This window comes from Tabrizicola soli (assembly GCF_015999335.1).
GTDB classification, from domain to species: Bacteria; Pseudomonadota; Alphaproteobacteria; order Rhodobacterales; family Rhodobacteraceae; genus Tabrizicola; species Tabrizicola soli.
Genome location: NZ_JAEACP010000026.1, coordinates 1 through 22,832, shown reverse-complemented (window position 1 = coordinate 22,832; position 22,832 = coordinate 1). Strand labels below are relative to the sequence as shown.

The 22,832-nt window shown below is 67.9% G+C and carries 25 protein-coding genes and 1 tRNA gene; 19 read left to right on the top strand and 7 right to left on the bottom strand.

The annotated features are described in order from the left end of the window. Window positions 1–23 precede the first annotated feature (23 nt). A complete protein-coding gene (locus I7S92_RS20110; RefSeq protein ID WP_197647303.1) occupies window positions 24–605 on the top strand; it encodes a helix-turn-helix domain-containing protein in 582 nt (193 codons plus the stop codon). A gap of 253 nt (window positions 606–858) precedes the next feature. On the opposite strand, the gene I7S92_RS20105 is transcribed toward I7S92_RS20110, so the two are convergent. Then, window positions 859–948, bottom strand: a tRNA-Ser gene (locus tag I7S92_RS20105). A 176-nt stretch (window positions 949–1,124) separates the two neighbouring features. Here I7S92_RS20105 and I7S92_RS20100 point away from each other — a divergent pair. The 7 genes from I7S92_RS20100 (at window position 1,125) to I7S92_RS20070 (ending at window position 7,221) form a co-directional block, all read left to right on the top strand. After that, window positions 1,125–1,979 carry a DUF2059 domain-containing protein gene (locus I7S92_RS20100; protein ID WP_197647302.1) on the top strand — a complete coding sequence of 285 codons (855 nt, stop codon included), beginning with the start codon at window positions 1,125–1,127 and terminating at the stop codon, window positions 1,977–1,979. A 176-nt stretch (window positions 1,980–2,155) separates the two neighbouring features. Next, window positions 2,156–2,590 (top strand): 50S ribosomal protein L21, encoded by a 435-nt coding sequence (gene rplU / locus I7S92_RS20095; RefSeq protein WP_197647301.1) that lies wholly within the window; start codon window positions 2,156–2,158, stop codon window positions 2,588–2,590. Between the two features lie 6 nt (window positions 2,591–2,596). After that, complete coding sequence (gene rpmA, locus I7S92_RS20090) at window positions 2,597–2,866, top strand: 50S ribosomal protein L27 (RefSeq protein WP_197647300.1); 270 nt, start codon at window positions 2,597–2,599, stop codon at window positions 2,864–2,866. 184 nt (window positions 2,867–3,050) lie between these two features. Then, on the top strand, window positions 3,051–3,605 hold the full coding sequence (locus I7S92_RS20085; RefSeq protein ID WP_197647299.1) for a GNAT family N-acetyltransferase: 555 nt from the start codon (window positions 3,051–3,053) through the stop codon (window positions 3,603–3,605). 147 nt (window positions 3,606–3,752) lie between these two features. Then, window positions 3,753–4,775 carry a GTPase ObgE gene (gene obgE, locus I7S92_RS20080; RefSeq protein WP_197647298.1) on the top strand — a complete coding sequence of 341 codons (1,023 nt, stop codon included), beginning with the start codon at window positions 3,753–3,755 and terminating at the stop codon, window positions 4,773–4,775. Beyond that, a complete protein-coding gene (gene proB / locus I7S92_RS20075; RefSeq protein WP_197647297.1) occupies window positions 4,763–5,887 on the top strand; it encodes a glutamate 5-kinase in 1,125 nt (374 codons plus the stop codon). The genes obgE and proB overlap by 13 nt, the downstream gene beginning before the upstream one ends. A gap of 74 nt (window positions 5,888–5,961) precedes the next feature. After that, window positions 5,962–7,221, top strand: a complete 1,260-nt coding sequence (locus I7S92_RS20070; RefSeq protein ID WP_197647342.1) for a glutamate-5-semialdehyde dehydrogenase — start codon at window positions 5,962–5,964, stop codon at window positions 7,219–7,221. Here the strand turns inward: I7S92_RS20070 and I7S92_RS20065 are convergent. Further along, window positions 7,181–7,819 carry a TetR/AcrR family transcriptional regulator gene (locus I7S92_RS20065; RefSeq protein ID WP_197647296.1) on the bottom strand — a complete coding sequence of 213 codons (639 nt, stop codon included), beginning with the start codon at window positions 7,817–7,819 and terminating at the stop codon, window positions 7,181–7,183. The two genes, I7S92_RS20070 and I7S92_RS20065, sit on opposite strands and share 41 nt — an antisense overlap. Window positions 7,820–7,886: 67 nt before the next feature. Here I7S92_RS20065 and I7S92_RS20060 point away from each other — a divergent pair, with 67 nt between their 5' ends. Next, complete coding sequence (locus I7S92_RS20060) at window positions 7,887–8,114, top strand: putative antibiotic biosynthesis monooxygenase (protein WP_197647295.1); 228 nt, start codon at window positions 7,887–7,889, stop codon at window positions 8,112–8,114. Here I7S92_RS20060 and I7S92_RS20055 read toward each other — a convergent pair. Continuing rightward, a complete protein-coding gene (locus tag I7S92_RS20055) occupies window positions 8,111–8,707 on the bottom strand; it encodes a histidine phosphotransferase family protein (RefSeq protein ID WP_197647294.1) in 597 nt (198 codons plus the stop codon). The two genes, I7S92_RS20060 and I7S92_RS20055, sit on opposite strands and share 4 nt — an antisense overlap. Before the next feature lie 24 nt (window positions 8,708–8,731). On the opposite strand from I7S92_RS20055, the gene I7S92_RS20050 reads away from it, so the two are divergent. The 3 genes from I7S92_RS20050 to olsA all read left to right on the top strand — a co-directional run bounded on the left by I7S92_RS20050 (window position 8,732) and on the right by olsA (window position 10,634). Next, on the top strand, window positions 8,732–8,902 hold the full coding sequence (locus I7S92_RS20050) for a DUF3553 domain-containing protein (RefSeq protein ID WP_197647293.1): 171 nt from the start codon (window positions 8,732–8,734) through the stop codon (window positions 8,900–8,902). 131 nt (window positions 8,903–9,033) lie between these two features. Then, window positions 9,034–9,816, top strand: a complete 783-nt coding sequence (gene olsB, locus I7S92_RS20045; RefSeq protein ID WP_197647292.1) for an L-ornithine N(alpha)-acyltransferase — start codon at window positions 9,034–9,036, stop codon at window positions 9,814–9,816. Continuing rightward, window positions 9,813–10,634, top strand: coding sequence for a lyso-ornithine lipid O-acyltransferase (olsA, locus tag I7S92_RS20040; protein WP_197647291.1), 822 nt, complete (start codon window positions 9,813–9,815; stop codon window positions 10,632–10,634). The genes olsB and olsA overlap by 4 nt, the downstream gene beginning before the upstream one ends. A 32-nt stretch (window positions 10,635–10,666) precedes the next feature. On the opposite strand, the gene I7S92_RS20035 is transcribed toward olsA, so the two are convergent. The 3 genes from I7S92_RS20035 to I7S92_RS20025 all read right to left on the bottom strand — a co-directional run bounded on the left by I7S92_RS20035 (window position 10,667) and on the right by I7S92_RS20025 (window position 14,052). Continuing rightward, entirely contained in the window at window positions 10,667–11,911 is a 1,245-nt protein-coding gene (locus I7S92_RS20035) for a lytic murein transglycosylase (RefSeq protein WP_242070308.1), read from the bottom strand. Between the two features lie 97 nt (window positions 11,912–12,008). Beyond that, window positions 12,009–13,046: an acyltransferase family protein gene (locus I7S92_RS20030; protein WP_197647290.1), complete on the bottom strand. Its 1,038-nt coding sequence runs from the start codon at window positions 13,044–13,046 to the stop codon at window positions 12,009–12,011. Window positions 13,047–13,299: 253 nt separating this feature from the next. Further along, on the bottom strand, window positions 13,300–14,052 hold the full coding sequence (locus I7S92_RS20025; RefSeq protein ID WP_197647289.1) for an RNA methyltransferase: 753 nt from the start codon (window positions 14,050–14,052) through the stop codon (window positions 13,300–13,302). A gap of 130 nt (window positions 14,053–14,182) precedes the next feature. Here I7S92_RS20025 and I7S92_RS20020 point away from each other — a divergent pair, with 130 nt between their 5' ends. From I7S92_RS20020 to I7S92_RS20000, 5 genes are all read left to right on the top strand, one after another. After that, window positions 14,183–14,803, top strand: a complete 621-nt coding sequence (locus I7S92_RS20020) for a thiamine phosphate synthase (RefSeq protein ID WP_197647288.1) — start codon at window positions 14,183–14,185, stop codon at window positions 14,801–14,803. A 182-nt stretch (window positions 14,804–14,985) separates the two neighbouring features. After that, on the top strand, window positions 14,986–16,155 hold the full coding sequence (gene ctaA, locus I7S92_RS20015) for a heme A synthase (RefSeq protein ID WP_197647287.1): 1,170 nt from the start codon (window positions 14,986–14,988) through the stop codon (window positions 16,153–16,155). Beyond that, window positions 16,152–17,621 carry a carboxypeptidase M32 gene (locus tag I7S92_RS20010; protein WP_197647286.1) on the top strand — a complete coding sequence of 490 codons (1,470 nt, stop codon included), beginning with the start codon at window positions 16,152–16,154 and terminating at the stop codon, window positions 17,619–17,621. Before ctaA ends, I7S92_RS20010 begins: the two co-directional genes overlap by 4 nt. A 57-nt stretch (window positions 17,622–17,678) precedes the next feature. Further along, window positions 17,679–18,905 (top strand): MFS transporter, encoded by a 1,227-nt coding sequence (locus I7S92_RS20005; protein WP_197647285.1) that lies wholly within the window; start codon window positions 17,679–17,681, stop codon window positions 18,903–18,905. Beyond that, window positions 18,905–19,327: a PaaI family thioesterase gene (locus tag I7S92_RS20000; protein WP_197647284.1), complete on the top strand. Its 423-nt coding sequence runs from the start codon at window positions 18,905–18,907 to the stop codon at window positions 19,325–19,327. The genes I7S92_RS20005 and I7S92_RS20000 overlap by 1 nt, the downstream gene beginning before the upstream one ends. On the opposite strand, the gene I7S92_RS19995 is transcribed toward I7S92_RS20000, so the two are convergent. Next, window positions 19,324–19,704: a bactofilin family protein gene (locus tag I7S92_RS19995; RefSeq protein WP_197647283.1), complete on the bottom strand. Its 381-nt coding sequence runs from the start codon at window positions 19,702–19,704 to the stop codon at window positions 19,324–19,326. The two genes, I7S92_RS20000 and I7S92_RS19995, sit on opposite strands and share 4 nt — an antisense overlap. 163 nt (window positions 19,705–19,867) lie before the next feature. On the opposite strand from I7S92_RS19995, the gene speB reads away from it, so the two are divergent. Together speB and I7S92_RS19985 are read left to right on the top strand one after the other, a co-directional pair. After that, window positions 19,868–20,833 carry an agmatinase gene (gene speB, locus I7S92_RS19990; RefSeq protein ID WP_197647282.1) on the top strand — a complete coding sequence of 322 codons (966 nt, stop codon included), beginning with the start codon at window positions 19,868–19,870 and terminating at the stop codon, window positions 20,831–20,833. A gap of 52 nt (window positions 20,834–20,885) precedes the next feature. Beyond that, a complete protein-coding gene (locus I7S92_RS19985) occupies window positions 20,886–22,559 on the top strand; it encodes an amidohydrolase (RefSeq protein ID WP_197647281.1) in 1,674 nt (557 codons plus the stop codon). The last annotated feature ends 273 nt before the right edge of the window (window positions 22,560–22,832 follow it).

Genomic DNA, 22,832 nt, shown 5'->3' with positions numbered 1-22,832 from the left:
CCACCGCAGTGAGGGAAAGCGCCGTGACGCAAGCTGACGACAGGACAGGAGGCATCGGCGTCGCCGTGCGCCGCGCCCGCTTGGCGCGCGGCCTTACGCTTGAAGCTTCGGCACGTCAGGTCGAAGTGACAAAGGGCTATCTGTCCAAGGTGGAGAACAACCAGGCCACGCCCTCGGTGGGGGTCATGGTCCGTCTCGCCGACGCCTTCGGCATCCCGCTGAGCGATCTTCTGATGCCGGAGGGGCAACGCCAGCCCATTTCGGTGGTGCGGGCCAACGAACGCATCCCCACGAAACGGGGAAATGATTCAGGCTACCTGTTCGAACTGGCCTCCACGGGCAAGCTCGACCCCCGCGCCGAGGTGTTCTTCCTGACCGTGCCGGTACCCAATGGAGAGGAGCCCAGCCATTTCAAGCATTCGGGCGAGGAAGTGTTCCTCGTGCTCGAGGGTCGGGTGCGGTTCTCCTATGCCGGAGCCGATTTCATCCTGAAGAAGGGTGACTGCGTCCAATTCGACTCCAAGGTGGAGCATTACGCTGTCTCGGACAGCGATGAGCCGGCGCAACTTTTCGTCGTCACAATTCCCGATCGGGCAGGGGCATGAATCACCGATTGCATTGAATCGGCCGGTTCTCACGCCACCGGTCCGACGAGGCGATGATGTGCAGTCATTTCAGTGGCGGCCGAGTAAAAGGCTCGCCTGCGGGCTCGCCAAACTGCGAAAACGAGTCCGCATGGACTATGCCGCGATGGCAGCAATCGGAGGATCGAAAGAGGACTAACAACCGTCAAACCCGCCTCCGCGGTTTGACAAAATGTCTGTCATCTCCTTGAGAAATCAGGGAATTTTCTAAGGGTGGCGGAGAGGGTGGGATTCGAACCCACGGTAGGCGCAAACCTACAACGGTTTTCGAGACCGCCACGATCGACCACTCCGTCACCTCTCCGCGCTTCAGGGGTCGTCTATGTGGCGGCTGGATAGCGGTGCGCGGGGCGATGCGCAAGGGGCAATTCGCACTCCTCCGCCGATCACGGCTCTTTGCGGGCGCGGCGCTTGGCAAGGGGGGCGGCAGGCTCTACCTCTGCTCCGGGCGCCTGTCGCCGCAATCGTCAAGGATCCGCCATGCCGCTGCCCATTCTCGTCCTCGCCGCGCTGCTGGCCCTGACCCCGCCCCTGGTCCTGCCCGCGCTGGCCGAGGAGGCCCCGGCGGCCGAAACCTCGGTCCCGGCGCTGGCCGAGGCGCTGCGGCTCGACGATCTCTTCGCCGTCCTGCACGACGAGGGGCTGGCCTATGGCGAGGATCTCGAAACCCGGATGTTCCCCGATGGCGGCGGCCCGCGCTGGCGCGAGCGGGTGGGCCGGATCTACGACGTGCCGCGCCTGCGAGCCGATTTCGAAGCCGTGCTGCAGCGCGAACTCGGGGCCGAGGCCGCGGTTCTGGCCGAGATCGACGCCTTTTTCGCCAGCGAGCTTGGCCGCAAGGTCGTGGGGCTCGAGATCGACGCCCGCCGCGCCTTCCTGGACGAGGCGCAGGAGGAAGCCGCCCGCGTCGCCGCCGAAACCCGCGCCGCCGACCGCGACCCCAAGGTCAAGCTCCTGCAGCGGTTCATCGCTGCGGGCGACCTGATCGAGATGAACGTGGCCGGCGGCCTCTCGGGCAACCTCGCCTTCCTCACCGGCCTGGCCGAGACCTCGGGCGATGGCGGTTCGCTGCCCCGGGACGAGCTGATGGCCCAGGTCTGGGCGCAGGAGGAGATGATCCGCGCCGACACGACCTCCTGGCTGCAGGCCTATCTCGGGCTCGCCTATGCGCCCCTGACCGAGGCGGAACTGGCCAGCTACGCCGACTTCATGGAAAGCCCCGCCGGCCAGCGGCTGAACGCGGCGCTGTTCCTGGCCTTCGACGAGGTGTTCAGCCGGGTCTCCTACGAGTTGGGCCGGGCGGCCGGGACGGCGATGCAGGGCCACGACATCTGACGGGCGCGCTTGACAGCCACCGGGGTTCGACGCATAAGCGCGCATCCCGGCGAGTGGCGACTCTCGCCGGGCCTATTCATTCATGACGCCCGAACGGGCGCGCTGTCCGAGGCGGGGAAACCCGGCAACACCCGTGAAGGGGGCCACAGGGCGCGGAGCAAGAAAAGGAAAGACCCATGTTTGCGGTCCTCAAGACCGGCGGAAAGCAGTACAAGGTGCAGGCGGGCGACGTTCTGCGCGTGGAAAAGCTTGATGCCGTCGCTGGTGAAAAGATCCAGTTCAACGACATCCTGATGGTCGACACCACCGTCGGTGCGCCGCTGGTTGCCGGCGCGGCCGTCCAGGCCGAGGTCATCGACCAGATCAAGGGCGAAAAGACCATCCACTATGTCAAGCGCCGCCGGAAGCATTCGTCGCAGCGCACCAAGGGCCACCGCCAGCACCTGACGCTGGTCCGTGTGACCGAGGTCCTCGCCACCGGCGCCGACAAGACCGGCGTCAAGGCCGCCACCGGCACCGCCGCAGCCCGCGTCGCCGCGCATGAAGCGCCGGGCACCGCCAAGGCCGAGAAACCGAAGCGCGCCGCCAAGGCCGCTGCAGCGCAGGAGTAAGCCCCCATGGCACAGAAGAAAGCAGGCGGTTCTACCCGCAACGGCCGCGACTCGGCCGGTCGTCGCCTTGGCGTGAAACTGTTCGGCGGCCAGCTCGCCATTCCGGGCAACATCATCTGCCGTCAGCGCGGAACCCAGTGGTTCCCGGGCGAGGGTGTTGGCATGGGCACCGACCATACCATCTTCGCGACGGTCGAAGGCCGCGTGACCTTCAAGAAGGGCCTCAAGGGCCGCACCTTCATTTCGGTTCTCCCGGTCGCGGAGGCAGCCGAGTAAGCCGAACCTTTACAATCGGATTGTAGAAGGGGGGATCGGCCGAAGGGCCGGTCCCCCTGCCTGTTTCCGGGGGCTTGCCGGGGTCTGGCGCAAACTGCCGTCAATCCGGCGCGAAACGGTCAAAGAATCGGGCGATTGCGGGGCCAGTCTGCAATCCCCACATGTGCTTCAAAGGAGGGGAGCCATGATCCTGGAGAAGTTCGCCGCTCCGGTCGAGATTCCGACCGAACATTTCACGCTGCGCCCGGTGCGCAAGTCCGACGCGGGGTTGTTCGCGCTTTACGCAGGCGACAGGCGCGTGGCCGAGGCGACCCAGGGCATCCCGCATCCGCTTCCCCCCGGCGCGGCCGAGGCTTTCTGTGCCCGGGCGATGGCTCCCGGCGCGGATGAGGACATCTGGGTGATGGATGGCACGGTTTCGGACCTGCCCGAGGTCCTTGGCGTGATCAGCCTGAAGAAGATGGACCGCAACCAGTCCGAGGTCGCCTTCTGGGTCGCGCCCGCCTTCTGGAACCACGGCATCGCCTCGGCTGCGGTGCAGGCGCTGGTGGCGGCGAATCCGCAGAAGAACTCCACCATGTTCGCCGAGGCCTTCCAGGACAATCCGGGTTCGGCCCGGGTCCTCACCAATGCGGGCTTCCAGTATCTGGGCGATGCCGAAAGCTTCTCGGTCGCGCGCGGGGAAACGGTGCCGACCTGGACCTACATCCGCAAGCTGGGACAGGACCGCCCGGTCTGAAGCCTGCGGTCGCGCCGGATCCGAAGCATAAGGGCAGGGGGGTGAACCATCCACCCTCCGCCCGCGCCCTGCCCCGACCGCCCGCTTGAGCATCCGCGCCGCTTCCTGTATCCCCTGACCCTTGACCCCTTCCCGAAAGCCAAGGCAATGAAGTTCCTCGACCTCGCACGCGTCTACATCCGCTCGGGCGGCGGCGGGGCCGGCTGCGTCTCGTTCCGGCGCGAGAAGTTCATCGAATTCGGCGGCCCCGACGGCGGCGATGGAGGCCATGGCGGCAGCGTCTGGGCCGAAGCGGTCGAGGGGCTGAACACCCTGATCGACTACCGCTACCAGCAGCATTTCTTCGCCAGGTCCGGCCAGCCCGGCATGGGCAACCAGAAGACCGGCAAGTCGGGCGACGACATCGTCCTGAAAGTCCCCCTCGGCACCGAGATCCTGGACGAGGACGAGGAGACCGTACTCGCCGACCTGACCGAACCGGGGCAACGCGTCTGCCTGGCCGAGGGCGGCAACGGCGGCTGGGGCAACCTGCGCTTCAAATCCTCGACCAACCGCGCACCCGCCCGGGCGAACCCCGGCCAGGAAGGCATCGAGCGCACCATCTGGCTGCGGCTGAAGCTGATCGCCGACGCGGGGCTGGTGGGCCTGCCCAATGCCGGCAAGTCCACCTTCCTCGCCGCCGTCTCGAACGCGCGGCCGAAGATCGCCGACTACCCGTTCACGACGCTGGTCCCGAACCTCGGCGTCGTCGGGATCGACGGGCATGAATTCGTCATGGCCGATATCCCTGGCCTGATCGAGGGCGCCTCGGAAGGTCGTGGCCTTGGCACCCAGTTCCTGGCGCATGTCGAGCGTTGCAAGGTCCTTCTGCATCTCGTCGACGGCACCTCCTCCACGATCACCAGGGACTACCGCACCATCGTGACCGAGCTTGAGGCCTATTCCGACCTCCTTGGCGACAAGCCCCGGATCCTGGCGCTGAACAAGACCGACGCCATGGATGCGAAACAGGTCAGCGACCGGCGCCGCGCGCTGGAAAAGGCCTCGGGCGGGCCGGTGCATGTGATCTCGGGCGTTTCCGGCAAGGGCCTGCCCGAGGTGTTGCGCGCGCTTTACGCCACGATCAAGGCCGAGGAGCCCGAGGAGGAACGCGGCGCATGGCAGCCCTGACCCTTTCTGCGCCCGATGTCCGGACGGCGAAGCGGCTGGTGGTCAAGATCGGCTCGGCGCTGCTGGTCGATCGCCGCACCGGGCTGAAGCAGAACTGGCTTTCGGCGCTGGCGCTGGACGTCGCCGAGGCGAAGACGCGCGGCACGGATGTGGTGCTGGTCTCCTCCGGTTCGATCGCGCTGGGCCGCAAGGTGCTGGACCTGCCGCCCGGCGTGCTGACCCTGGAACAATCGCAGGCCGCCGCCGCTGTCGGTCAGATCCGCCTCGCCCGCGCCTATGAGGAGGTCCTTGCTCCGCACGGCATCACCACCGCGCAGGTGCTGGTGACGCTGGAGGATACCGAGGACCGCCGCCGCTACCTGAACTCCCGCGCGACGATGGAAACCCTCCTCGGCCTCGGCGTCGTGCCGATCGTGAACGAGAACGACACGGTGGCGACGGATGAGATCCGCTTCGGCGACAACGACCGGCTGGCCGCGCAGATCGCGGTGACGGTGGGTGCCGACCAGCTGGTGCTCCTCTCCGACGTCGACGGTTTCTACACCGCCAACCCGAAGGAAGACCCCGCCGCCACCCGCTTCGACGTGGTGGACACGATAACCCCCGAGATCGAGGCGATGGCAGGCGATCCGATCAGCGGATTGTCCAAGGGCGGGATGAAGACCAAGCTTCTGGCTGCCAAGACCGCCGTGGCGGGCGGCTGCGCCATGGCGATCATGGAGGGCTCGACGCTGCGGCCGCTGAAGGCCCTGGCCGAGGGCGCGACGCGCACCTGGTTCGTTCCCGCCGCCGACCCGCATGTCGCGCGGAAGCGCTGGATCAACGCGATGAAGCCGAAGGGCGAGTTGATGCTGGACGCGGGCGCGGTGACGGCGCTGCGTGCGGGCAAGAGCCTGCTTCCCGCTGGCGTGACCAAGGTCACCGGCAGCTTCGGCCGGGGCGAGCCGGTGGCGATCCTGTCGCCCGAGGGCGTGGTTCTCGGCAAGGGGCTGGTGCGCTATACTTCGGCGGAGGCCCGCAAGATCGCGGGGCATCGGTCCAGCGAGATCGAGGCGATCCTCGGCTACCAGGGCCGCGCGGCGCTGGTGCATCGGGACGACATGGTGGTGTGAGGGGCCAAATTCCTTCGAAGGAATTTGCAAAAGTTTTCGAAAACTTTTGGCCCCGGATGAGACGGAGCGAGACAATGGACGGCCAGTTCACCGACCTGATGACCGAAATCGGCCGCAAGGCCCGCGCGGCAGCCGCCGAACTCGCCTGCGCCTCCTCGGAACGCAAGGCGGCCGCCCTCATCTCCGCCGCCGATGCGGTCTGGCGGCGGCGGCAGGAAATCCTCGACGCGAACACCCTCGACCTCGACGCCGGCGCGCAGAAGGGCCTGACCCCGGCCATGCTCGACCGCCTGCGCCTCGACGACAACCGCCTGCGCGGGATCGTCGATGCCCTGCGCCAGATCGCCGAGCAGAAGGATCCCGTGGGCCGTATCCTGGCGGAATGGGGCCGTCCGAACGGCCTCCACATCCAGCGCGTCGCCACCCCCCTGGGCGTCGTCGGCGTGATCTATGAGTCCCGCCCGAACGTCACCGCCGACGCTGGCGCGCTCTGCCTGAAATCCGGCAATGCCGTGATCCTGCGCGGCGGCAGCGAAAGCTTCGAGACCTCGGAGGCGATCCATTCCTGCATGGTCGAGGGCCTCAAATCCGCCAACCTCCCCGAGACTTCGATCCAGTTCATCCCGACCCGCGACCGCGAGATGGTCACCGCCATGCTTCAGGCCACCGACCATATCGACGTGATCGTCCCCCGCGGCGGCAAGGGCCTCGTCGGCCTCGTGCAGCGCGAGGCGCGGGTGCCGGTCTTCGCTCATCTGGAAGGCATCTGCCACATCTACGCCGACCGCGACGCCGACCTTGAGAAGGCCCGCAAGGTGGTGCTGAACGCCAAGACCCGCCGCACCGGCATCTGCGGCGCGGCCGAGTGTCTGCTGATCGACTGGCAGTTCTATACGAAGCACGGAGCCGTGCTGATCGAGGACCTGCTGAAGGCCGGCGTCGAGGTCCGCACCGAGGGCGAGTTGCTGAAGATCCCCGGTACGAAGAAGGCGCAACCCGATGATTTCGGGCGCGAATTCCTTGACATGATCATTGCCGCGAAACTGGTGGACGGGGTGGACGAGGCCATCGCCCATATCCGCAAATACGGCAGCCAGCATACCGAAAGCGTCCTGACCGAGAACGACGCCACCGCGCAGCGTTTCTTCGACCGGCTCGACTCCGCGATCCTGATGCGCAACGCCTCGACCCAGTTCGCCGACGGCGGCGAGTTCGGCATGGGCGCGGAAATCGGCATCGCCACCGGCAAGATGCACGCCCGCGGCCCCGTGGGCGCCGAGCAGCTGTGCAGCTTCAAATACCTGGTGACGGGCGACGGGACGATCCGGCCCTGAGCCCGTCCAGCGTGTCGTCGACCATGCGCGCGATCTCGTCGGGCGCCGGCAGCCGGTCCGTCATCAGCAGGTAGAACGGCCAGGACATCACGAAGTCCTTGGCCCGCGCCAGGTCGGTCCCGGGCGGCAATTCCCCCCGCCCGACCGCCGCCTCGATGATGGCGTTCAGCATCGTCCAGCGCTCGCGCCGTTCCGCCTGCAAGGCCGCCGCCAGTTCCGGGTCGGACCAGGCCTCGGCATAGCAGTGCCGGACCAGCAGGCCGACCGGCAGGCCCGCGTCGCCCCGCCACAGCCCGACGACGCGCGTCATGTAGTCGATCAGGTCCTCCCGCAGCGAAAGGCCTCGCGGCGCGGGAATCTCGATCTTCGCCTTCGAGATCAGCGACAGGGCGATATGCGCCTTGGTCGGCCACCAGCGGTAGACCGTGGCCTTGCCGGCCCGGGCGCGCCGCGCCACCGCCTCCATCGTGATCGCCGGATAGCCGACTTCGGCCAGCAAGGCGGCGAAGGCCTCCAGCACGGCGGCTTCCGTCGCCTCGGACCGGCGCGCGCCGACCGAGCTGCGCGCTTCCGATAGCTGGGGTCGGGTTTCAGACATTTTCCCCTTGCGAAACGAAACGTCTCGTTTCATATAAACGGAACACTCCGTTTCATTAAGGACTCACATGCCGGAAAATCAAGCCCGAACCCGCGCGCCGTCGCGGCTGCGCTTCGCGTTCCTCGTCTTTCTCGGGGTCTATCCCCTCGTCAGCCTGCTTCAGGCGGTTATCCTGCCCCTGACCGACGGCTGGCCGATGCTGCTGCGCAACCTGGTCTTCGTGCCGATGATGGTGATCTGCATGGTCTGGGGGCTGATCCCCTTCATCCAGACCCGCCTGCGTCACCTGCTCTAGAACGTCAGCCGGATCGTCGTCTCGCCGATCTCGGTGATCAGCCCCCGCCCCTGCCGGGCCAGTTCGTCCGGCACCAGCGCGAAATGCACCTGGTTCGCCCCGATCCCGGCAGGCGCGCGTGGCTCGGTCAGCACTTCCCATAGCGCCGGATCCGCCTTCAGCCTCGGCGCCTCGGCCAGCACCTGCCAGCCCGTCTCACCCCACGTCACGCTCACCTTGCCGCCATAGGGCAGCGCGCTCTCCAGGCATTGCAAGAGCAGGAACACTAGCCGCACCTCGCGCCGCGACAGGTCCGAGGCCGAGGTCCAGGCATAGCTCACCCGGCCGCCCCGGGTGAGGTCGGTCAGCACCGAAAGGACCTCGGACCGGGCGATCCGCTGGTCGCCGGAGGCCGCGCCAAAGCTGATGCGGAAGAAGCGGATGCGCGCATTGGCATTGGTCACGCTTTCCGAGATCAGCGCGATCTCGGGCCGCTGGCCGCCGGGCTCCATCGTCAGAAGCTCGACCCCGTTGCCTATGGCGCCGATCGGGCTGATAAGGTCATGGCAGATGCGCGAGGCGATCAGGGCGGCAAGATCGGGTCGGTCGGTCATCGGATGTCCAGTGAGGAATAAGGGATGCAGTCGTTCCTGGAGCCAGGGATGCTGGTGCGCCACCCGGAGCAGGCGGATTGGGGCCTGGGTCAGGTCCAGTCGGTGGTGGGCGCGCGGATCACCGTGAACTTCGAGCATGCCGGCAAGGTGGTGATCGACCTGAGACACATCGCACTGGTTCCTGTAACGGGTTGATCCGCCTATAGGCGAACCGACCGGGACATCTCAACCGTGAATTGTTCCGCCTTTCCGCCCGGACCGCAAGTGGTTGCATTGCGGCGGGGGGCTGGCTAAGTCAGACGGGCCCGAGCCTGAAGCGACCAGAGATGACAGCCGAAGACTCTCCCTACCTCGTGCGGATCGCGACCACGCCACAGGATCTGACGGCGGCGCAGCGCCTGCGCTATGAGGTTTTCGTGGCGGAACTGGGCGGGGACGGGCCGCTGGTCGATCACGCCGCCCGGCTGGAGCGGGACGAGCTTGACCCCTGGTTCGACCATTTGGTGCTGGTGGATCGCCGCGTCGATCCGGCAAGCCTCGCGCATGTGATCGGCGCCTATCGCGTGCTGCCGGGCGACCGGCGGGCCGAGACGGGGCGGTTCTACTCGGAATCGGAATATGACCTGGGGCCGCTCCTGGCCTCGGGCCGGCGGCTGCTGGAACTCGGCCGCTCCTGCGTCCATGCCGACCACCGGGGCGGGACGGCGATGTTCCATCTGTGGAACGGGCTGGCGGATTATGTGCTCGAGCGCGGGATCGAGGTCCTGTTCGGAGTGGCAAGCTTCCACGGCACCGATCCGGTGGCCCTCGCCGGCCCCTTGTCCTGGCTCTACCACCACCACCTCGCGCCGCCCGGAATGCGGGTCCGCGCCCTGCCGCCCGAGCGGCTGGAAATGGACCTGATCCCGGCGGCAGAGCTGGACCGCAAGACGGCGATGGCGGCGATCCCGGCGCTGATCAAGGCCTATCTGCGGCTGGGCGGCTTTGTCGGCGACGGGGCCTGGGTCGACCGGCCCTTCAACACCACCGATGTCTGCCTGGTGATGGATACTGGCCAGATGTCGGCCCGGCACCGCGATTTCTACATCCGCAAGAAGGGCCAGGCGTGAGCGGCTGGCAGGACGTCCCGCCGCCACGCCAGCGAATCGGACCCCTGGGCTGGTTCCGCGTGGCCTGGCGTGGCGGGCTGATCGGCCTTGCCACCTATGGCGGGCTTCTGGTCCTGTTGCTGGTGCGGCTGGTGGAATGGCCGCTCTACGGTCAGGCGCGTCCGGTCACGCCCCGGATAACGCAGGGCGTCTGCCGCTTCGTGCTCCGGGCGCTTGGCCTGCCGCTGGTGGTGCAGGGGCGGCCGATGGCGGCGCCGGGCGCCATCGTGGCGAACCATGCCGGCTGGCTGGACATCTTCGTGCTGAACGCGGTGCAGCAGGTCTATTTCGTCGCCAAGGCCGAGGTCGCCGCCTGGCCTGGAATCGGCTGGCTCGCCCGGGCAACGGGGACGGTGTTCATAGCGCGCAAGGGGGTAGAGGCGAAGCGGCAGCAGCAGGTCTTCGAGGTGCGGCTTCATGCCGGGCACCGGCTTTTGTTCTTTCCCGAGGGCACCAGCACCGATGCGATCCGGGTGCTGCCGTTCAAGAGCACGCTCTTCCAGGCTTTCTTCGAGCCCGCCCTGGTGCGCTCGATGCATATCCAGCCGGTGACCGTGATCCTCCATGCGCCCGAGGGCGCGGACCGGCGGCACTACGGCTGGTGGGGGGACATGGATTTCGCCAGCCACCTTCTGCAGGTGCTGGCCACCCCCCGCCAGGGCAAGGTGGAGGTGATCTTCCATCCCGAGGTGCCGGTGGATGCCTTCGAGAACCGCAAGGTCCTGGCCCAGCACTGCGAGCGCGTGATCCGCACCGCGCATGTCCGGGCGGTCGAGTAGGGTGGGTGATTCACCCACCCTGCGCCTCCGCTTCAGCGCAACCGGCGCAACAACTCCAGCGAGGGCTCGCCGGTGACCGGCAGGCCCACGCTCGCCTCATATGCCCCGATCGCCGCCGCCGTCTTCGCCCCGATCACCCCGTCCGTGCCGCCGGTATCGAATCCCCGCGCCGTCAGCAGGCGCTGCAACTCCTGCCGGTCCGCCTTGGTCATGCCGCTGGCGTCCGGCCCGAACGCGGCCCGCACCCCGCCCCGGCCCAGAAGCCGGTCCGACAGATGCCCGACCCCGATCGCGTAATTCTGCGCGTTGTTGTAGCGCAGGATCGTCGCGAAGTTCTGCGTCAGCAGGAAATACGGCCCGCCCCCGGCGATGATCGACCCGCCCGCCAGCGCCCGCCCATCCGCCGAGCGCACGCCCCGCGCCTCCCAGTCCGCGGCCGGGCGGCCCTTGCCCCGGCCCAGCAGCCCTGGAGCGAAGCCCGCGGGCAGCGTGACCTCCATCCCCCAGGGCAGTCCCCGCGTCCAGCCCGAACGCGCCAGATAGGCCGCCGTCGAGGCCAGCGCATCCGAAGGATCCTCGCTCCAGATATCGCGCCGCCCGTCGCCGGTGAAATCCACCGCATAGGCAAGGTAGGAGGTCGGGATGAACTGGGTATGTCCCATCGCCCCCGCCCAGCTTCCCGTCATGCCTGCCGCCGAGACATCCCCCGCCTGCAGGATCTTCAGCGCCGCGACCAGCTGGTCCTCGAAGAACGCGCCCCGCCGCCCCTCGTAGGCCAACGTCGAGAGCGCGCTGATCACCGGGACATTTCCGCGCCTTGTGCCGAAAAAGCTCTCCAGCCCCCAGACCGCCGCAACGACATGGCCCTCGACGCCGTAGCGGTTCTCGATGGCCGATAGCACGCCGCCATATTGCGCAAACTTCTGGCGGCCCAGGCTCACCCGCTCGTCTGAGGCGGCGATGTTCAGGTAATCCTCCAGGCTGCGCTTGAACTCGGTCTGGTTGCGGTCCTTCTCGATCACCTCCGGCAGGAACCCCGCCCCCCGGAAGGCCGTATCGACGACGCCCGGAGAGATCCCCCGCGCGGCAGCCCGCCCCTTGAATCCCCTCACCCAGGCATCCCACCCGGCATCCGGCACCGCCCTGGGGGCCGGGTCCGCCGCCCGGTAGCCTCCGCCGCTGCGCGCCACGCCGACGCAGGCCGAGAGCACCGCCCCCACCCCCGCCAGCATTGCCCCGCGCCGCGTGAAAGCCACGCCGCTCGCCTCTTGTCTCATGATCCTGCCCGCCATCTGCGTTTTTTATCGGGCCATGATAGCCCAGGTGGACCAAAGCGGCCAAGGCCCGCACGCCACCGTCGGCAAGATCCCTGCATCATGCGGGACTGCGGCTGTTGCGACGGGCCCGGAGCAGTCTTTGCGTCAATGCGCGCCTGGCGGGGCTTTCAAGATACCGGAAACTGAGATCCGCCAGTGCAAGAAGCAGCACCCAGCCCACCAGCATCAGCGGAACGGTCAAGGATGGCGGAACCGCTTCGCCGGAAAAGACCAGGACGTTGATCGCCATGTAAAGCGGGGAGTGGATGAGATAGATCGAATAGCTGCGATCCCCCAGCCAGACAAGCGCGGGGGATCGCAGCAAGGCGACCCGGCGCGCCAGATTTACCGCTGCAGGCCAGGAGGTCACAGCCAGCACGGCGCCGAACGCAAGGCCGGGGACCAGATCCGCGACCAGGAATCCGGTCGGGAGCAAGGCCAGCCAGATGCCGACCGTCATGGACCGAAGCCGATAGGCAAGGGTTCCCGCAAAGAAGCCACACACTCCGCGCGCGATATGGTCGAGCTGCGCATCGCCCGACATTGTGCCAAGGAGGCCGGCCGCACATAGGACGAAGGCAAGATGCCAGAACCGGGTCGTCGCCAGGGCGGCGACAAGATAGAAAAGGACATAGCACAACACCTCGACCGAGATCGACCAGGAGGGCGTGTTGAAACTCATGCCCTCGTTAAGTCCCGTCTCCTGCAACATCACCAGGTTGAGAGCGAAGTGATAAGCGTCGTTGCAGCAGCCTTCTGCCGTTGCCGATGGTCCCGCCGCAAGGACGGCCGCCGCAGCCAGAAGCGTGACGAGATGCAGAGGATAAAGCCGCGCAAAACGCGCCGCGGCGAAAGTGCGGGCGTCGGTCTTAAGCCGTCCGTCGGGAAGATAGACATGGGCGAAGATGAAACCGGAGATCACGAAGAAAAGGTCGACGAGCACGAACCCATAGTCGTGAAGCCACGAAAAGAGTGGCAGGCCGTCCAGCGGACCTGTCCGATAATACCCCAGCAGATGATGGATATGGAAGACAAACGCCACCGCCAGAGCGGCTATCCCGCGCAAGGCATCGATTTCCAAAAGACGTCCGGCCATCTGGTTCCCGCTGGGGTTGGGGCAATCGCCGATGCGCCGATTGCTGCTCTATCGGACTATTCCCGGAGGTATACTGCATGGCAATTCGGCCAAACCTGTGAACGTGCTGCACGCACGGTGTAATCGGCAAAGTTGCCACAATCCCGATTACACCGGGTTGGGGTGCCGCTTGCCGGGACTGCCCAGTGGGACAGCGTTTGAAACACCGTGACATTATTGACCTTGAAACTTGGCCGCGCCTGGACAATCCGCCTCAGTCGCCCTGCTGCTTCAACTTGTACGCGATCTGCCGCAGCATGCCGTGGAAGGTCTGCACCTCGGCCCGCGTCAGCCCCAGCCGGCCCCACATGTTCCGCAGGTTGGCCTTCATCCCCTCCACCTTGGTCTCGGGAAAGAAGAACCCCGCTGCTGCCAGCCGCTCCTCGAAGTGGTCTCCCAACCGCTCCACCTCCTCGCGGCTCGCAAAGTCGGTCCGGGCCAGTTCCATCACCGAAGGGGGAACTCCCGCCCCCTGCCGCTGCCATTCGTAGCCCAGAAGGAGGACGCACTGGGCAAGGTTCAGCGAGGGAAACTCCGGGTTGACCGGCACGGTCACGATCGCATTGGCCCGCACGATGTCCTCGTTCTCCAGCCCCGCCCGTTCGGGCCCGAACAGGACGCCGACCCGCTTCCCCTCCGCCCCCAGAGCCCGGGTCATCTCCATCGCCCGCTCCGGCGTGACGACCTCCTTCACCAGCTCCCGCCCCCGGGCGGTGGTGGCGAAGACGAAGTCGCAGTCCGCGACCGCCCCGGCCAGGTCGGCGAAATGCCCGGCATGGTCCAGCACCCGCCCTGCCCCGCTCGCCATCGCGACGGCTTTCGGGTTGGGCCAGCCATCCCTGGGTCCCACGACCCGCATGCGCTCCAGCCCGAAGTTCAGCATCGCCCGCGCCGCCGCGCCGATGTTCTCGCCCATCTGGGGCCGGACCAGGATGAAGACCGGGGGAACGGTATGAGGGGGGAGCATGCGCCACCTTTCGCGGAAACCTTGCCGCCAGATAGGCCAGCCCCGGCCCCCTGGCAAGCAAGGCCCCGCCCTCGCCAAGCCGGCGAAAGGCTGCTAGACCGGCCGCGAGAGCAAGACCGGAGCCCCAGGAATGGCCGCTGACGACCGCCCGCAGATCACGCTGATCACGCCCCCCGCCTTCGACCCCGACACTTTCGCCGACCGGATCGGCCGGGTCCTCGACGGGGCCGAAATCGCCTGCCTGCGCCTCTCGCTCGGCACAAGGGACGAGGACATCCTGATGCGCGCCGCCGATGCCGCGCGCGAGGCGGCCCATGCCCGCGACGTGGCGGTGGTGATCGACAACCACCTGATCCTGGCCGAGCGGCTGGGTCTTGACGGCGTCCACCTGACCGACGGCTCGCGCCATGTCCGCAGCGCCCGCAAGGATCTCGGGGCCGATGCCATCGTCGGCGCCTTCTGCGGCAGCAGCAAGCATGACGGGATGACGGCGGGAGAGGCCGGGGCGGATTACGTCGCCTTCGGGCCGATCGGGGCCACGGCGCTCGGCGACGGCAGCCAGGCGCCCTTCGACCTTTTCGAATGGTGGTCCGAGGTGATCGAGGTCCCGGTCATCGCCGAGGGCGCGCTGACCTCCGAACTCGTCGCCCGCTTCGGCCCGGTGACCGACTTCTTCGCGGTGGGCGAGGAGATCTGGTCGGCCGAGGACCCGCTCTCCGCGCTGAAATCCCTGCTCGCCCCGCTGGGCTGAGGCGCAGGCGTAAGGTGGGCAATATTGCCCACCCTACCTTGCGTTGCGCGGAGGGGGATGGCGCGCGCCCGGCGGCAGGGGGCGGCGCCTCCGCCGGGGATATTCGGGCCGATGTGAAATGGCGGGGCCTTGAAGGCCATCCGGGGCAGGCATACTGTCCGGGCGCAATGAACAGGTGAGCCATGACCGGAAAGCGCAGCATTTTCGAAGAGGTGGGCGAGGGGCATGCGGTCCCGGCGCCTCCGGTCGGGGGGGGAATCGACGCGCGATCCAAGGGGGCGCGGCGCGGGATCCGGATCTGGCTGGTCGCGCTGTTCCTTCTGGTCGTGGCGATGATCGCGGTCGGCGGCCTCACGCGCCTGACGGATTCGGGCCTGTCGATCACGGAATGGAAGCCGGTGACGGGCGCGCTGCCGCCGATGGATGAGGCAAGCTGGCAGGCGGAGTTCGAGAAATACCAGGCGATCCCGGAATACCAGCTGCAGAACAAGGGGATGGGCCTTGAGGATTTCAAGACCATCTACTGGTGGGAATGGGGGCATCGCCAGCTTGGCCGGTTGATCGGCCTGGTCTGGTTGGCGGGCTTCCTGGGATTTGCGCTGGCGCGGCAGATCCCGCCGGGCTGGACCGGGCGCTTGCTGCTGCTGGGTGCCCTTGGTGGGGCGCAGGGGGCGATCGGCTGGTGGATGGTCTCCTCGGGCCTGACGGGTGCGATGCTGGACGTGGCGAGCTACCGTCTGGCGACGCATCTGGGGCTGGCCTTCGTGATCCTTGGCTTCATCGCCTGGTATGTCTTCCTGCTGGGGCGGTCCGAGGCGGCGCTGATGACCGCGCGGCGCGGGCGGGAGGCGCGCCTTTTCGGCCTCGCCACCGGGTTGATGCATTTCGCCTTCCTGCAGATCCTGCTGGGCGCATTGGTGGCCGGGATCGATGCGGGCCGTGCCTTCCCGACCTGGCCGCTGATGAACGGCGAGTTCTTCCCGGCGGATGCCTTCTATGTGCCGGACGGGCAGGGGGGGACGCTGCCGATGTGGCATGCCTTCTTCGAGAACCCGGGTCTGGTGCAGTTCATCCACCGGATGTCGGGCTATCTCTTGCTGGCCTTCGGCATCGTGGTCTGGCTGCGCGGGCGCAAGTCCAGCCATCAGGCGACGCGGGCGGCGTTCCATCAGATGCTGGCGATGCTGCTGGTGCAGATGGGCTTCGGCATCGCGACGGTGCTTACCGTGGCGCAGGCGCATGTCGCGATCACGCATCAGATCGGGGCGGTGATCCTTTGGGTGCTGATCCTGCGGGCACGGCATCTGGCACAATATCCCGTGGCGGGGTCGATCCGGGAGGGCACGGCATGAGCGCGTATGATGATCTGATGGCCTTCCAGCGCCAGACCGAGGCGCTGGCTCAGGTCGCGGGGCGGCTTGGGTGGGACCAGGAGACGGTGATGCCCGAGGGCGCCGCCGGGCAGCGGGCCGAGGAGATCGGGGCGCTGGAAGCGGTGCTGCATGCGCGGCGGACCGACCCGCGGATTGCCGGCTGGCTGGCCGAGGCGGTTGCGCCGGATGCGGTGGGCGCGGCGCAGCTGCGGCAGATCCGGCGATCCTATGACCGGACGATGAAGGTGCCGGCGCGGCTGGCCGAGGAGATCGCCCGCGTCACCTCGCTGGCGCAGGGGATCTGGGCCGAGTGCCGGGGACGCGAGGATGTGGCGGGGTTCCTGCCGACCTTACGCAAGGTCGTGGAACTGAAGCGCGAGGAAGGCGGGGCGCTGGCGGCGGGCGGCGATCCCTATGACGCGCTGGTCGACGATTACGAGCCGGGCATGACCGGGACAGCGATCGCGGCGATGTTCGACGCGATGCGGCCGCGTCTGGTGGCCTTGCGGGAGAAGATTCTGGGGGCCGAGGCTCCACACGGGGTGGTGGGCCGGTTCGGGCAGGAGGACCAGCTTGCGCTGAGCCGCGAGCTGGCGACGGCCTTCGGCTATGACTGGAGCCGGGGGCGGGTCGATCTGGCGGTGCATCCGTTCAGCTCGGGCTCCGGGCATGACGTGCGGATCACCACGCGGGTCTCGGAGACCGACCCGTTCAACTGCTTCTATTCGACGATCCATGAGGTCGGCCATGCCGCCTACGAGCAGGGGATCGACCCCGCTTTCGCGCTGACCCCCATCGGGCAGGGCGTGTCGATGGGGGTGCATGAGAGCCAGAGCCGGTCCTACGAGAACCAGCTGGGCCGCAGCCGGGCCTTCACCGGCTGGCTCTACGGCCGGATGCGGGAGGTGTTCGGCGAGTTCGGGATCGGCGATGCGGAAGGCTTCTACAGGGCGGTGAACCGGGTGCATCCGGGCTATATCCGCACCGAGGCGGATGAGGTGCACTACAACCTGCATGTGATGATGCGGTTCGACCTGGAGCGGGCGCTGATCAGGGGCGAGCTGGACGTGGCCGATCTGGAAGCGGCGTGGAACGAGCGGTTCCGGGCCGATTTCGGCGTGGCGGTGGACCGGCCGTCGAACGGGATGCTGCAGGACGTGCACTGGTCCTGCGGGCTGTTCGGCTACTTCCCGACCTACTCGCTGGGGAACGTCTATGCGGGCTGTCTGGTGAAGGCCCTCCGGGCCGAGGTGCCGGGGCTGGACGGGATGATGGCGGCGGGGGACGTCAGCGCGGCGACGGGGTGGCTGCGGGAGCGGCTGCAGCGGCATGGGGGGCTCTACGAGCCGCGGGATGTCGTGCGGCGGGCCTGCGGGTTCGAGCCGGACGAGGGGCCGCTGCTGGACTATCTGGAGGCCAAGTTCGGCGAGATCTACGGGTTGTGACGCCCGGCCTGTGGAATTTCAAGGGCTTGCCTGCGGGCGTTAGGGAACTGGTAAGCTTTGGCCAGAGCGGGATCAGGCACGCAGGCGTCGGGCGCCGGCGAGGGGGGCGGGGCGGCGGTCTGGCTTCTGGCGGTGGGCCAGACGGTGGTCTATGCCGGGTCCTACTATGCCTTCCCGGCGCTTCTGCCCGAGCTCGAGGCGGCGACGGGCTGGTCCAAGGCCACCCTCGCGCTGGGGCCGTCGCTGGCCTTCCTGATCATGGCGAGCCTCACCGTGGTCACCGGGCGGCTGGTGGACCGGGGATTGGGCGGCGAGATGCTGGTCTGGGGGCCGGTGCTGGCGGCCCTCGGCGTCGCGGGGATGGCGCTGGCGCCGACGCCCGCCGTCTGGCTGGCGGCCTGGGCACTGGTGGGCGTGGCGCAGGCGGGCTGCCTGTACGAGACCTGTTTCGCCTTCCTGACCCGCAGGCTGGGCGGAGGCGCGCGGGCGGCGATCACCAGGGTCACTCTGGTCGCGGGCTTTGCCGGAACGCTGGCCTTTCCGCTGGGCCACTGGGTCGGCGAGCGGCTGGGCGGCCAGGGCGGGCTTGCGGTCTTTGTCGGCGTCACGCTGCTGGCGATGCCTTGCAATCTTTGGGCGGTGCGGAGCCTGCGGCGGCGCGAGCGGGCGGGGGCTGCTCCCGTCCCCGCTCCGTCCGGCGTGCTGGCGGCGGCGCTGCGGCGGCCGGCCTTCTGGGCGCTGGTGGCCTGTTTCGGGCTGATCTGGCTGAACCATGGCGTGCTGATCACCTATGTGCTGGAACTGTTCGCCGACCGGGGTGCGGGTCCGGCGATGGCGGCGACGGCGGCGGCCTGCATCGGGCCGTCGCAGGTGGCGGGGCGGCTTCTGTTCATGCTGGGCGAGGCGCGGGCCGGCAATGCCCGCGCCACGCTGATCGCGTTGGGCGGGGTGGTCGCGGCGAGTGCGGTGCTGTGGCTGGCGGGGCTGGCGCCGGTGCTGGTCTTCGGCTTCGCGCTGGCACAGGGCGCGGGGGCGGGGCTGATGTCGATCCTGCGGCCGGTGCTTATCGCCGAGATCCTGGGGCGCGAGGGGTTCGGCACGATCTCGGGCGCGGTGGCGATGTCGCCGATCCTGGCGAGCGCGGTCGCCCCGGCGCTGGGAGCCTGGATGCTGGTGGCGGGCGGGCCGGTGGCCGTCTATGCCGCCTGTCTGGCGATGGCTTTGACCGGCTGGACAATCGCGGCGCTCCTGCTGCGTTTCCGGGCCGGAGAGGAGAGGGGATGATGGAGCTTCGACTGGACACCGCAGGGCTGAGCGGCTTTCTGGAGCGGGAATTCGGCCAGGTGGCGCAGGATTTCGCGGTGGAGCGCGTGGGGCCGGAGGGTCTGCTCCTGCGGCTGAAGGTGGCCGAGCGGCACCTGCGGCCGGGCGGGACGGTCAGCGGCCCGTCGATCTTTGCGCTGGCCGATGTGGCGATGTATCTGGCGATCCTTAGCCGGATCGGGCCGGTGGCGCTGGCGGTGACGACGAATTCTTCCATCGACTTCATGCGCAAGCCGGTGGCCGGGCGCGACCTTCTGGGCGAGGCGCGGCTTCTGAAGCTGGGGCGCAGTCTGGCGGTCGGCGATGTGCTGGTGCGCAGCGAGGGCCAGGCCGAGCCGGTTGCCAGGGCGAGCCTGACCTATTCGATCCCGCCGGTCCGCTAGCCCTTGGCCTTGAGGAAGCGGCCCTCGATCCGGGCGCCGCTTTCGATGATGATGCCGCCGGTGGTGATGTCGGCCTTGACCTCGGCCGAGGCGCGGAGGGTGAAGTTCTCGCAGGTGACCTTGCCGTCAAGCTTGCCGCGCACCTCGACCGTCTGGGCGGTGACCGAGCCGGTCACCCGCCCCTCATGCCCGACGATCAGGCCGTTGGCGGTGATGTTGCCGTCGATCTCGCCCAGGACCTCGACCGAGCCGGTGGTGGTGATCTCGCCGGTGATGCGCAGATCGGCACCGAGGACCGAGCGTCCGGTATTGCCCCCCGGACCCTGGTTGCGGGGTTGGGCGGGGGCGGAGGTCGGGTCGGCGGTCTTGGAGAACATTTCGTATTCCTTGGACGGTTGTCCCCGATAAGGGGGAATCGCGGCAGGCCGGTCAAGGGTCGCCTTGGCCGGGCGGCGGGTTTCCCCCGACCCGGTGTCGCTTTGCGGCCTGACAGGCGCGGTCAGGGATGATCAGATGCCAGCGTGACTCAGGGAGCTTGCGGTGATGGATGCGTTCTTTCGGCCCGTTTCGGGCTTTGACCTGCCCCGCTTTGCCGGAGTGCCGACCTTCATGCGCCTGCCGCATGTCGGTTTCGGGCATCCGCGCTTTGCGGAGGTCGAGATCGGTCTGATCGGCGCGCCCTGGGACGGCGGGACGACGAACCGCCCCGGCGCGCGCCACGGACCGCGCCAGTTGCGCGACCTGTCGACGATGATCCGGGCGGTGAACGGGGCGACCTGGGTGGCGCCCTTCGAGCTGGCGCGCTGCGCCGACCTTGGGGATGTGGCGCCCAATCCGGGCGACCTGATGGATTCGATGGCGCGGATGGAGGCCTTCTATACCCACGTCGTCGCGGCGGGGATCCGACCCTTGACCGGGGGCGGCGATCACCTGTGCTCCTTGCCGATCCTGCGGGCGGTGGCGAAGGCGCGGCCGGTGGGGATGATCCAGTTCGACAGCCATACCGACCTGAACGACGTCTATTTCGGCACTTCGCGATATAACCACGGCACTCCGTTCCGCCGCGCGGTGGAAGAGGGGCTGATCGAGCCTTCGCGCTATGTGCTGATCGGCATCCGGGGCACCGCCTATGGCCGTGAGGACTGGGATTTCGCCGAGGCGAACGGCATCCGCATCATCCCGATCGCCGAGTTCCACGCCCGCGGGGCCGAGGATGTGATGGCCGAGGCGCGGGAGATCGTGGGCTCCGCGCCGGTCTATGTGACCTATGATATAGACTTCGTGGACCCGACCTTCGCGCCCGGCACCGGGACCCCCGAGGTGGGCGGGCCGAACTCGTGGCAGGCCCTGCAGGTCGCGCGGGGGCTCAGGGGGCTGGATGTGGTGGGCGCGGACCTGGTCGAGGTCTCGCCGCCGTTCGATGCGAGCGGCGGGACGGCCTGGCTGGGGATCAGCCTGATGTTCGAGATGCTGTGTGTCATGGCAGAGCGGGTCGCCCGGGGCTGACCCCAGGGGCGTCCCGGACTCCGGAATATTTGCACCAAGAGGAAGCTGGAAGATGCAGCCAGAGACGATCATCACCAATGCGAAGGTCCTGACGATGGACGAGGCCGGGCCGCGCGCCGAGGCGGTGGCGCTGGGGGCGGGCCGCATCCTTGCGGTCGGAAGCCGGGCCGAGGTGGAGGCGCTGGCCGGGCCCTCGACGCGCGTGGTCGATGCCGGGGGACGGACGCTGCTGCCGGGCTTCGTCGAAAGCCACCTGCACCTGGTGCTGGGCGGCAACGAGCTGACGCAGTTGCAGCTGGGCGGGGTGCAGGGCTTCGACGAACTGGCGCGCCTCTTCCGGGCCTATGCGGCGAAGAATCCGGACCTGCCGCTCCTGATGGCGCAGGGGGCCGCCTACGAGATCCTGGAGCATCCGGTGACGCGGCACGATCTGGACCGGGTGATCGCGGACCGGCCCATCGCGATGATGTCGCCGGATCACCATACGGTCTGGGCCAACACCGCGGCGCTGCAGGCGGCGGGGATCCTGCACGGGGCCGAAATGCCCCAGGGCCATGTGGTGGTGATGGGCGCGGACGGCACCGCGACCGGCGAGCTGCTGGAGTTCGAGGCGTTCAGCCCGGTGCTGGCGCTGACCGGCGACCTGCACCTGCAGCTGGGCATCGCCACCGGGGGCGAGCCGGAGCCCTGGCCCGATGCGGCGCAGCGCGCGAAGGACAAGGAGAAGATCGTCGCCGGCCTGGCGCATTGCGCGATGCACGGGATCACCAGCATGGTGAACATGGACGGCAACCGCTACACCTGTGTCCTGTTGCAGGAGCTGGCGGCGGAGGGACGGCTGACGGCAAGGGTCAAGGTGCCCTTCCACTTCAAGCCGCATATGGAGCTGTCCGAGCTGGAGCGCGCCAGCGCCATGGCAGCGGAGTTCCGGGGCGACTGGGTGACGAGCGGTTTCGTCAAGATGTTCATGGACGGCGTGGTCGACAGCCGCACCGCCTATATGCTGCAGGACTATCCGGGCACGACCGAACGGGGCGCGCCGTTGTTCCCGCCGGAGCGGTTCGACGAGATCTGTGTCGAAATCGACCGTCGCGGGTTGCAGATCGCCGTCCATGCCATCGGCGACGGGGCGGTGCGGCAGACGATCGACGGCTATGAGGCGGCGCAGAAGGCGAACGGCAAGCGCGACAGCCGGCACCGGATCGAGCATATCGAGTTGATCGACCGGGCCGACGTGCCGCGACTCGGCGCGCTGGGGATCACCGCCAGCGTGCAGCCGCCGCATCCTCCGGGGGCGATGGATTTCCCGATGTCGACGATGGACCATGTCTTCCACCGCCACCGCTGGCAGGACGCCTATCTGTGGAAGACGCTCGTCGAGCATGGCGCGCCCCTGGCCTTCGCTTCCGACTGGCCGGTGACGGATGTCAGCGTGATGCGGGGAATCCAGGCCGCGCTGACCCGGGTGCCCTTCGAAGGTGCGGCGGATGAGCGGGTCGGACTGATGGAGGTGCTGCGCGCCTATACCGCCGGAGGCGCCCGCGCCGCGCATATGGAAGGCCTGACGGGAAGGCTCGCGCCCGGATTCGCGGCCGACCTGGTGCTGATCGACGGCGATATCGAGTCGATTCCCCCGGATTCGCTGGGCCGGACCGGAATCGCCCTGACGATCGCGGGGGGAAATGTGACCCACGACCCGGCAGGCATGACCGGAGGTTCTGTTTAAGTATATGAAATCGCAGGGGAAGATGGCGGCTTCCAAAGAATCGTCATCTTCCTGTCATTTTCCCTCTTGCGGGTTTTGGTTGGTATTCGTAAATACCGCCTCACCGAAGCGGAGACGCGGCGGCGACGGGCGGAAGCGGCGGGATGCGGCGCTGAGGTTCGGAAAATCTGGAGGCAAGGCGCGAGGGATACGCCAGGTAGCTGGTGTATCGCAAGTTTTTTGTCTGCGGGTAGCTCTTTGAAAATTGGATGAATGAAGGGATATGCGGGCGGT

Bases quoted from the DNA above. Each gene is read 5' to 3' on its own strand.
- I7S92_RS20100 (WP_197647302.1), top strand. From the start codon at position 1,125: ATGCCGCTGCCCATTCTCGTCCTCGCCGCGCTGCTGGCCCTGACCCCG.
- rplU (WP_197647301.1), top strand. From the start codon at position 2,156: ATGTTTGCGGTCCTCAAGACCGGCGGAAAGCAGTACAAGGTGCAGGCG.
- rpmA (WP_197647300.1), top strand. From the start codon at position 2,597: ATGGCACAGAAGAAAGCAGGCGGTTCTACCCGCAACGGCCGCGACTCG.
- I7S92_RS20085 (WP_197647299.1), top strand. From the start codon at position 3,051: ATGATCCTGGAGAAGTTCGCCGCTCCGGTCGAGATTCCGACCGAACAT.
- obgE (WP_197647298.1), top strand. From the start codon at position 3,753: ATGAAGTTCCTCGACCTCGCACGCGTCTACATCCGCTCGGGCGGCGGC.
- proB (WP_197647297.1), top strand. From the start codon at position 4,763: ATGGCAGCCCTGACCCTTTCTGCGCCCGATGTCCGGACGGCGAAGCGG.
- I7S92_RS20070 (WP_197647342.1), top strand. From the start codon at position 5,962: ATGGACGGCCAGTTCACCGACCTGATGACCGAAATCGGCCGCAAGGCC.
- I7S92_RS20065 (WP_197647296.1), bottom strand. From the start codon at position 7,819: ATGTCTGAAACCCGACCCCAGCTATCGGAAGCGCGCAGCTCGGTCGGC.
- I7S92_RS20060 (WP_197647295.1), top strand. From the start codon at position 7,887: ATGCCGGAAAATCAAGCCCGAACCCGCGCGCCGTCGCGGCTGCGCTTC.
- I7S92_RS20055 (WP_197647294.1), bottom strand. From the start codon at position 8,707: ATGACCGACCGACCCGATCTTGCCGCCCTGATCGCCTCGCGCATCTGC.
- I7S92_RS20050 (WP_197647293.1), top strand. From the start codon at position 8,732: ATGCAGTCGTTCCTGGAGCCAGGGATGCTGGTGCGCCACCCGGAGCAG.
- olsB (WP_197647292.1), top strand. From the start codon at position 9,034: ATGACAGCCGAAGACTCTCCCTACCTCGTGCGGATCGCGACCACGCCA.
- I7S92_RS20035 (WP_242070308.1), bottom strand. From the start codon at position 11,911: ATGAGACAAGAGGCGAGCGGCGTGGCTTTCACGCGGCGCGGGGCAATG.
- I7S92_RS20030 (WP_197647290.1), bottom strand. From the start codon at position 13,046: ATGGCCGGACGTCTTTTGGAAATCGATGCCTTGCGCGGGATAGCCGCT.
- I7S92_RS20025 (WP_197647289.1), bottom strand. From the start codon at position 14,052: ATGCTCCCCCCTCATACCGTTCCCCCGGTCTTCATCCTGGTCCGGCCC.
- I7S92_RS20020 (WP_197647288.1), top strand. From the start codon at position 14,183: ATGGCCGCTGACGACCGCCCGCAGATCACGCTGATCACGCCCCCCGCC.
- ctaA (WP_197647287.1), top strand. From the start codon at position 14,986: ATGACCGGAAAGCGCAGCATTTTCGAAGAGGTGGGCGAGGGGCATGCG.
- I7S92_RS20010 (WP_197647286.1), top strand. From the start codon at position 16,152: ATGAGCGCGTATGATGATCTGATGGCCTTCCAGCGCCAGACCGAGGCG.
- I7S92_RS20000 (WP_197647284.1), top strand. From the start codon at position 18,905: ATGGAGCTTCGACTGGACACCGCAGGGCTGAGCGGCTTTCTGGAGCGG.
- I7S92_RS19995 (WP_197647283.1), bottom strand. From the start codon at position 19,704: ATGTTCTCCAAGACCGCCGACCCGACCTCCGCCCCCGCCCAACCCCGC.
- I7S92_RS19985 (WP_197647281.1), top strand. From the start codon at position 20,886: ATGCAGCCAGAGACGATCATCACCAATGCGAAGGTCCTGACGATGGAC.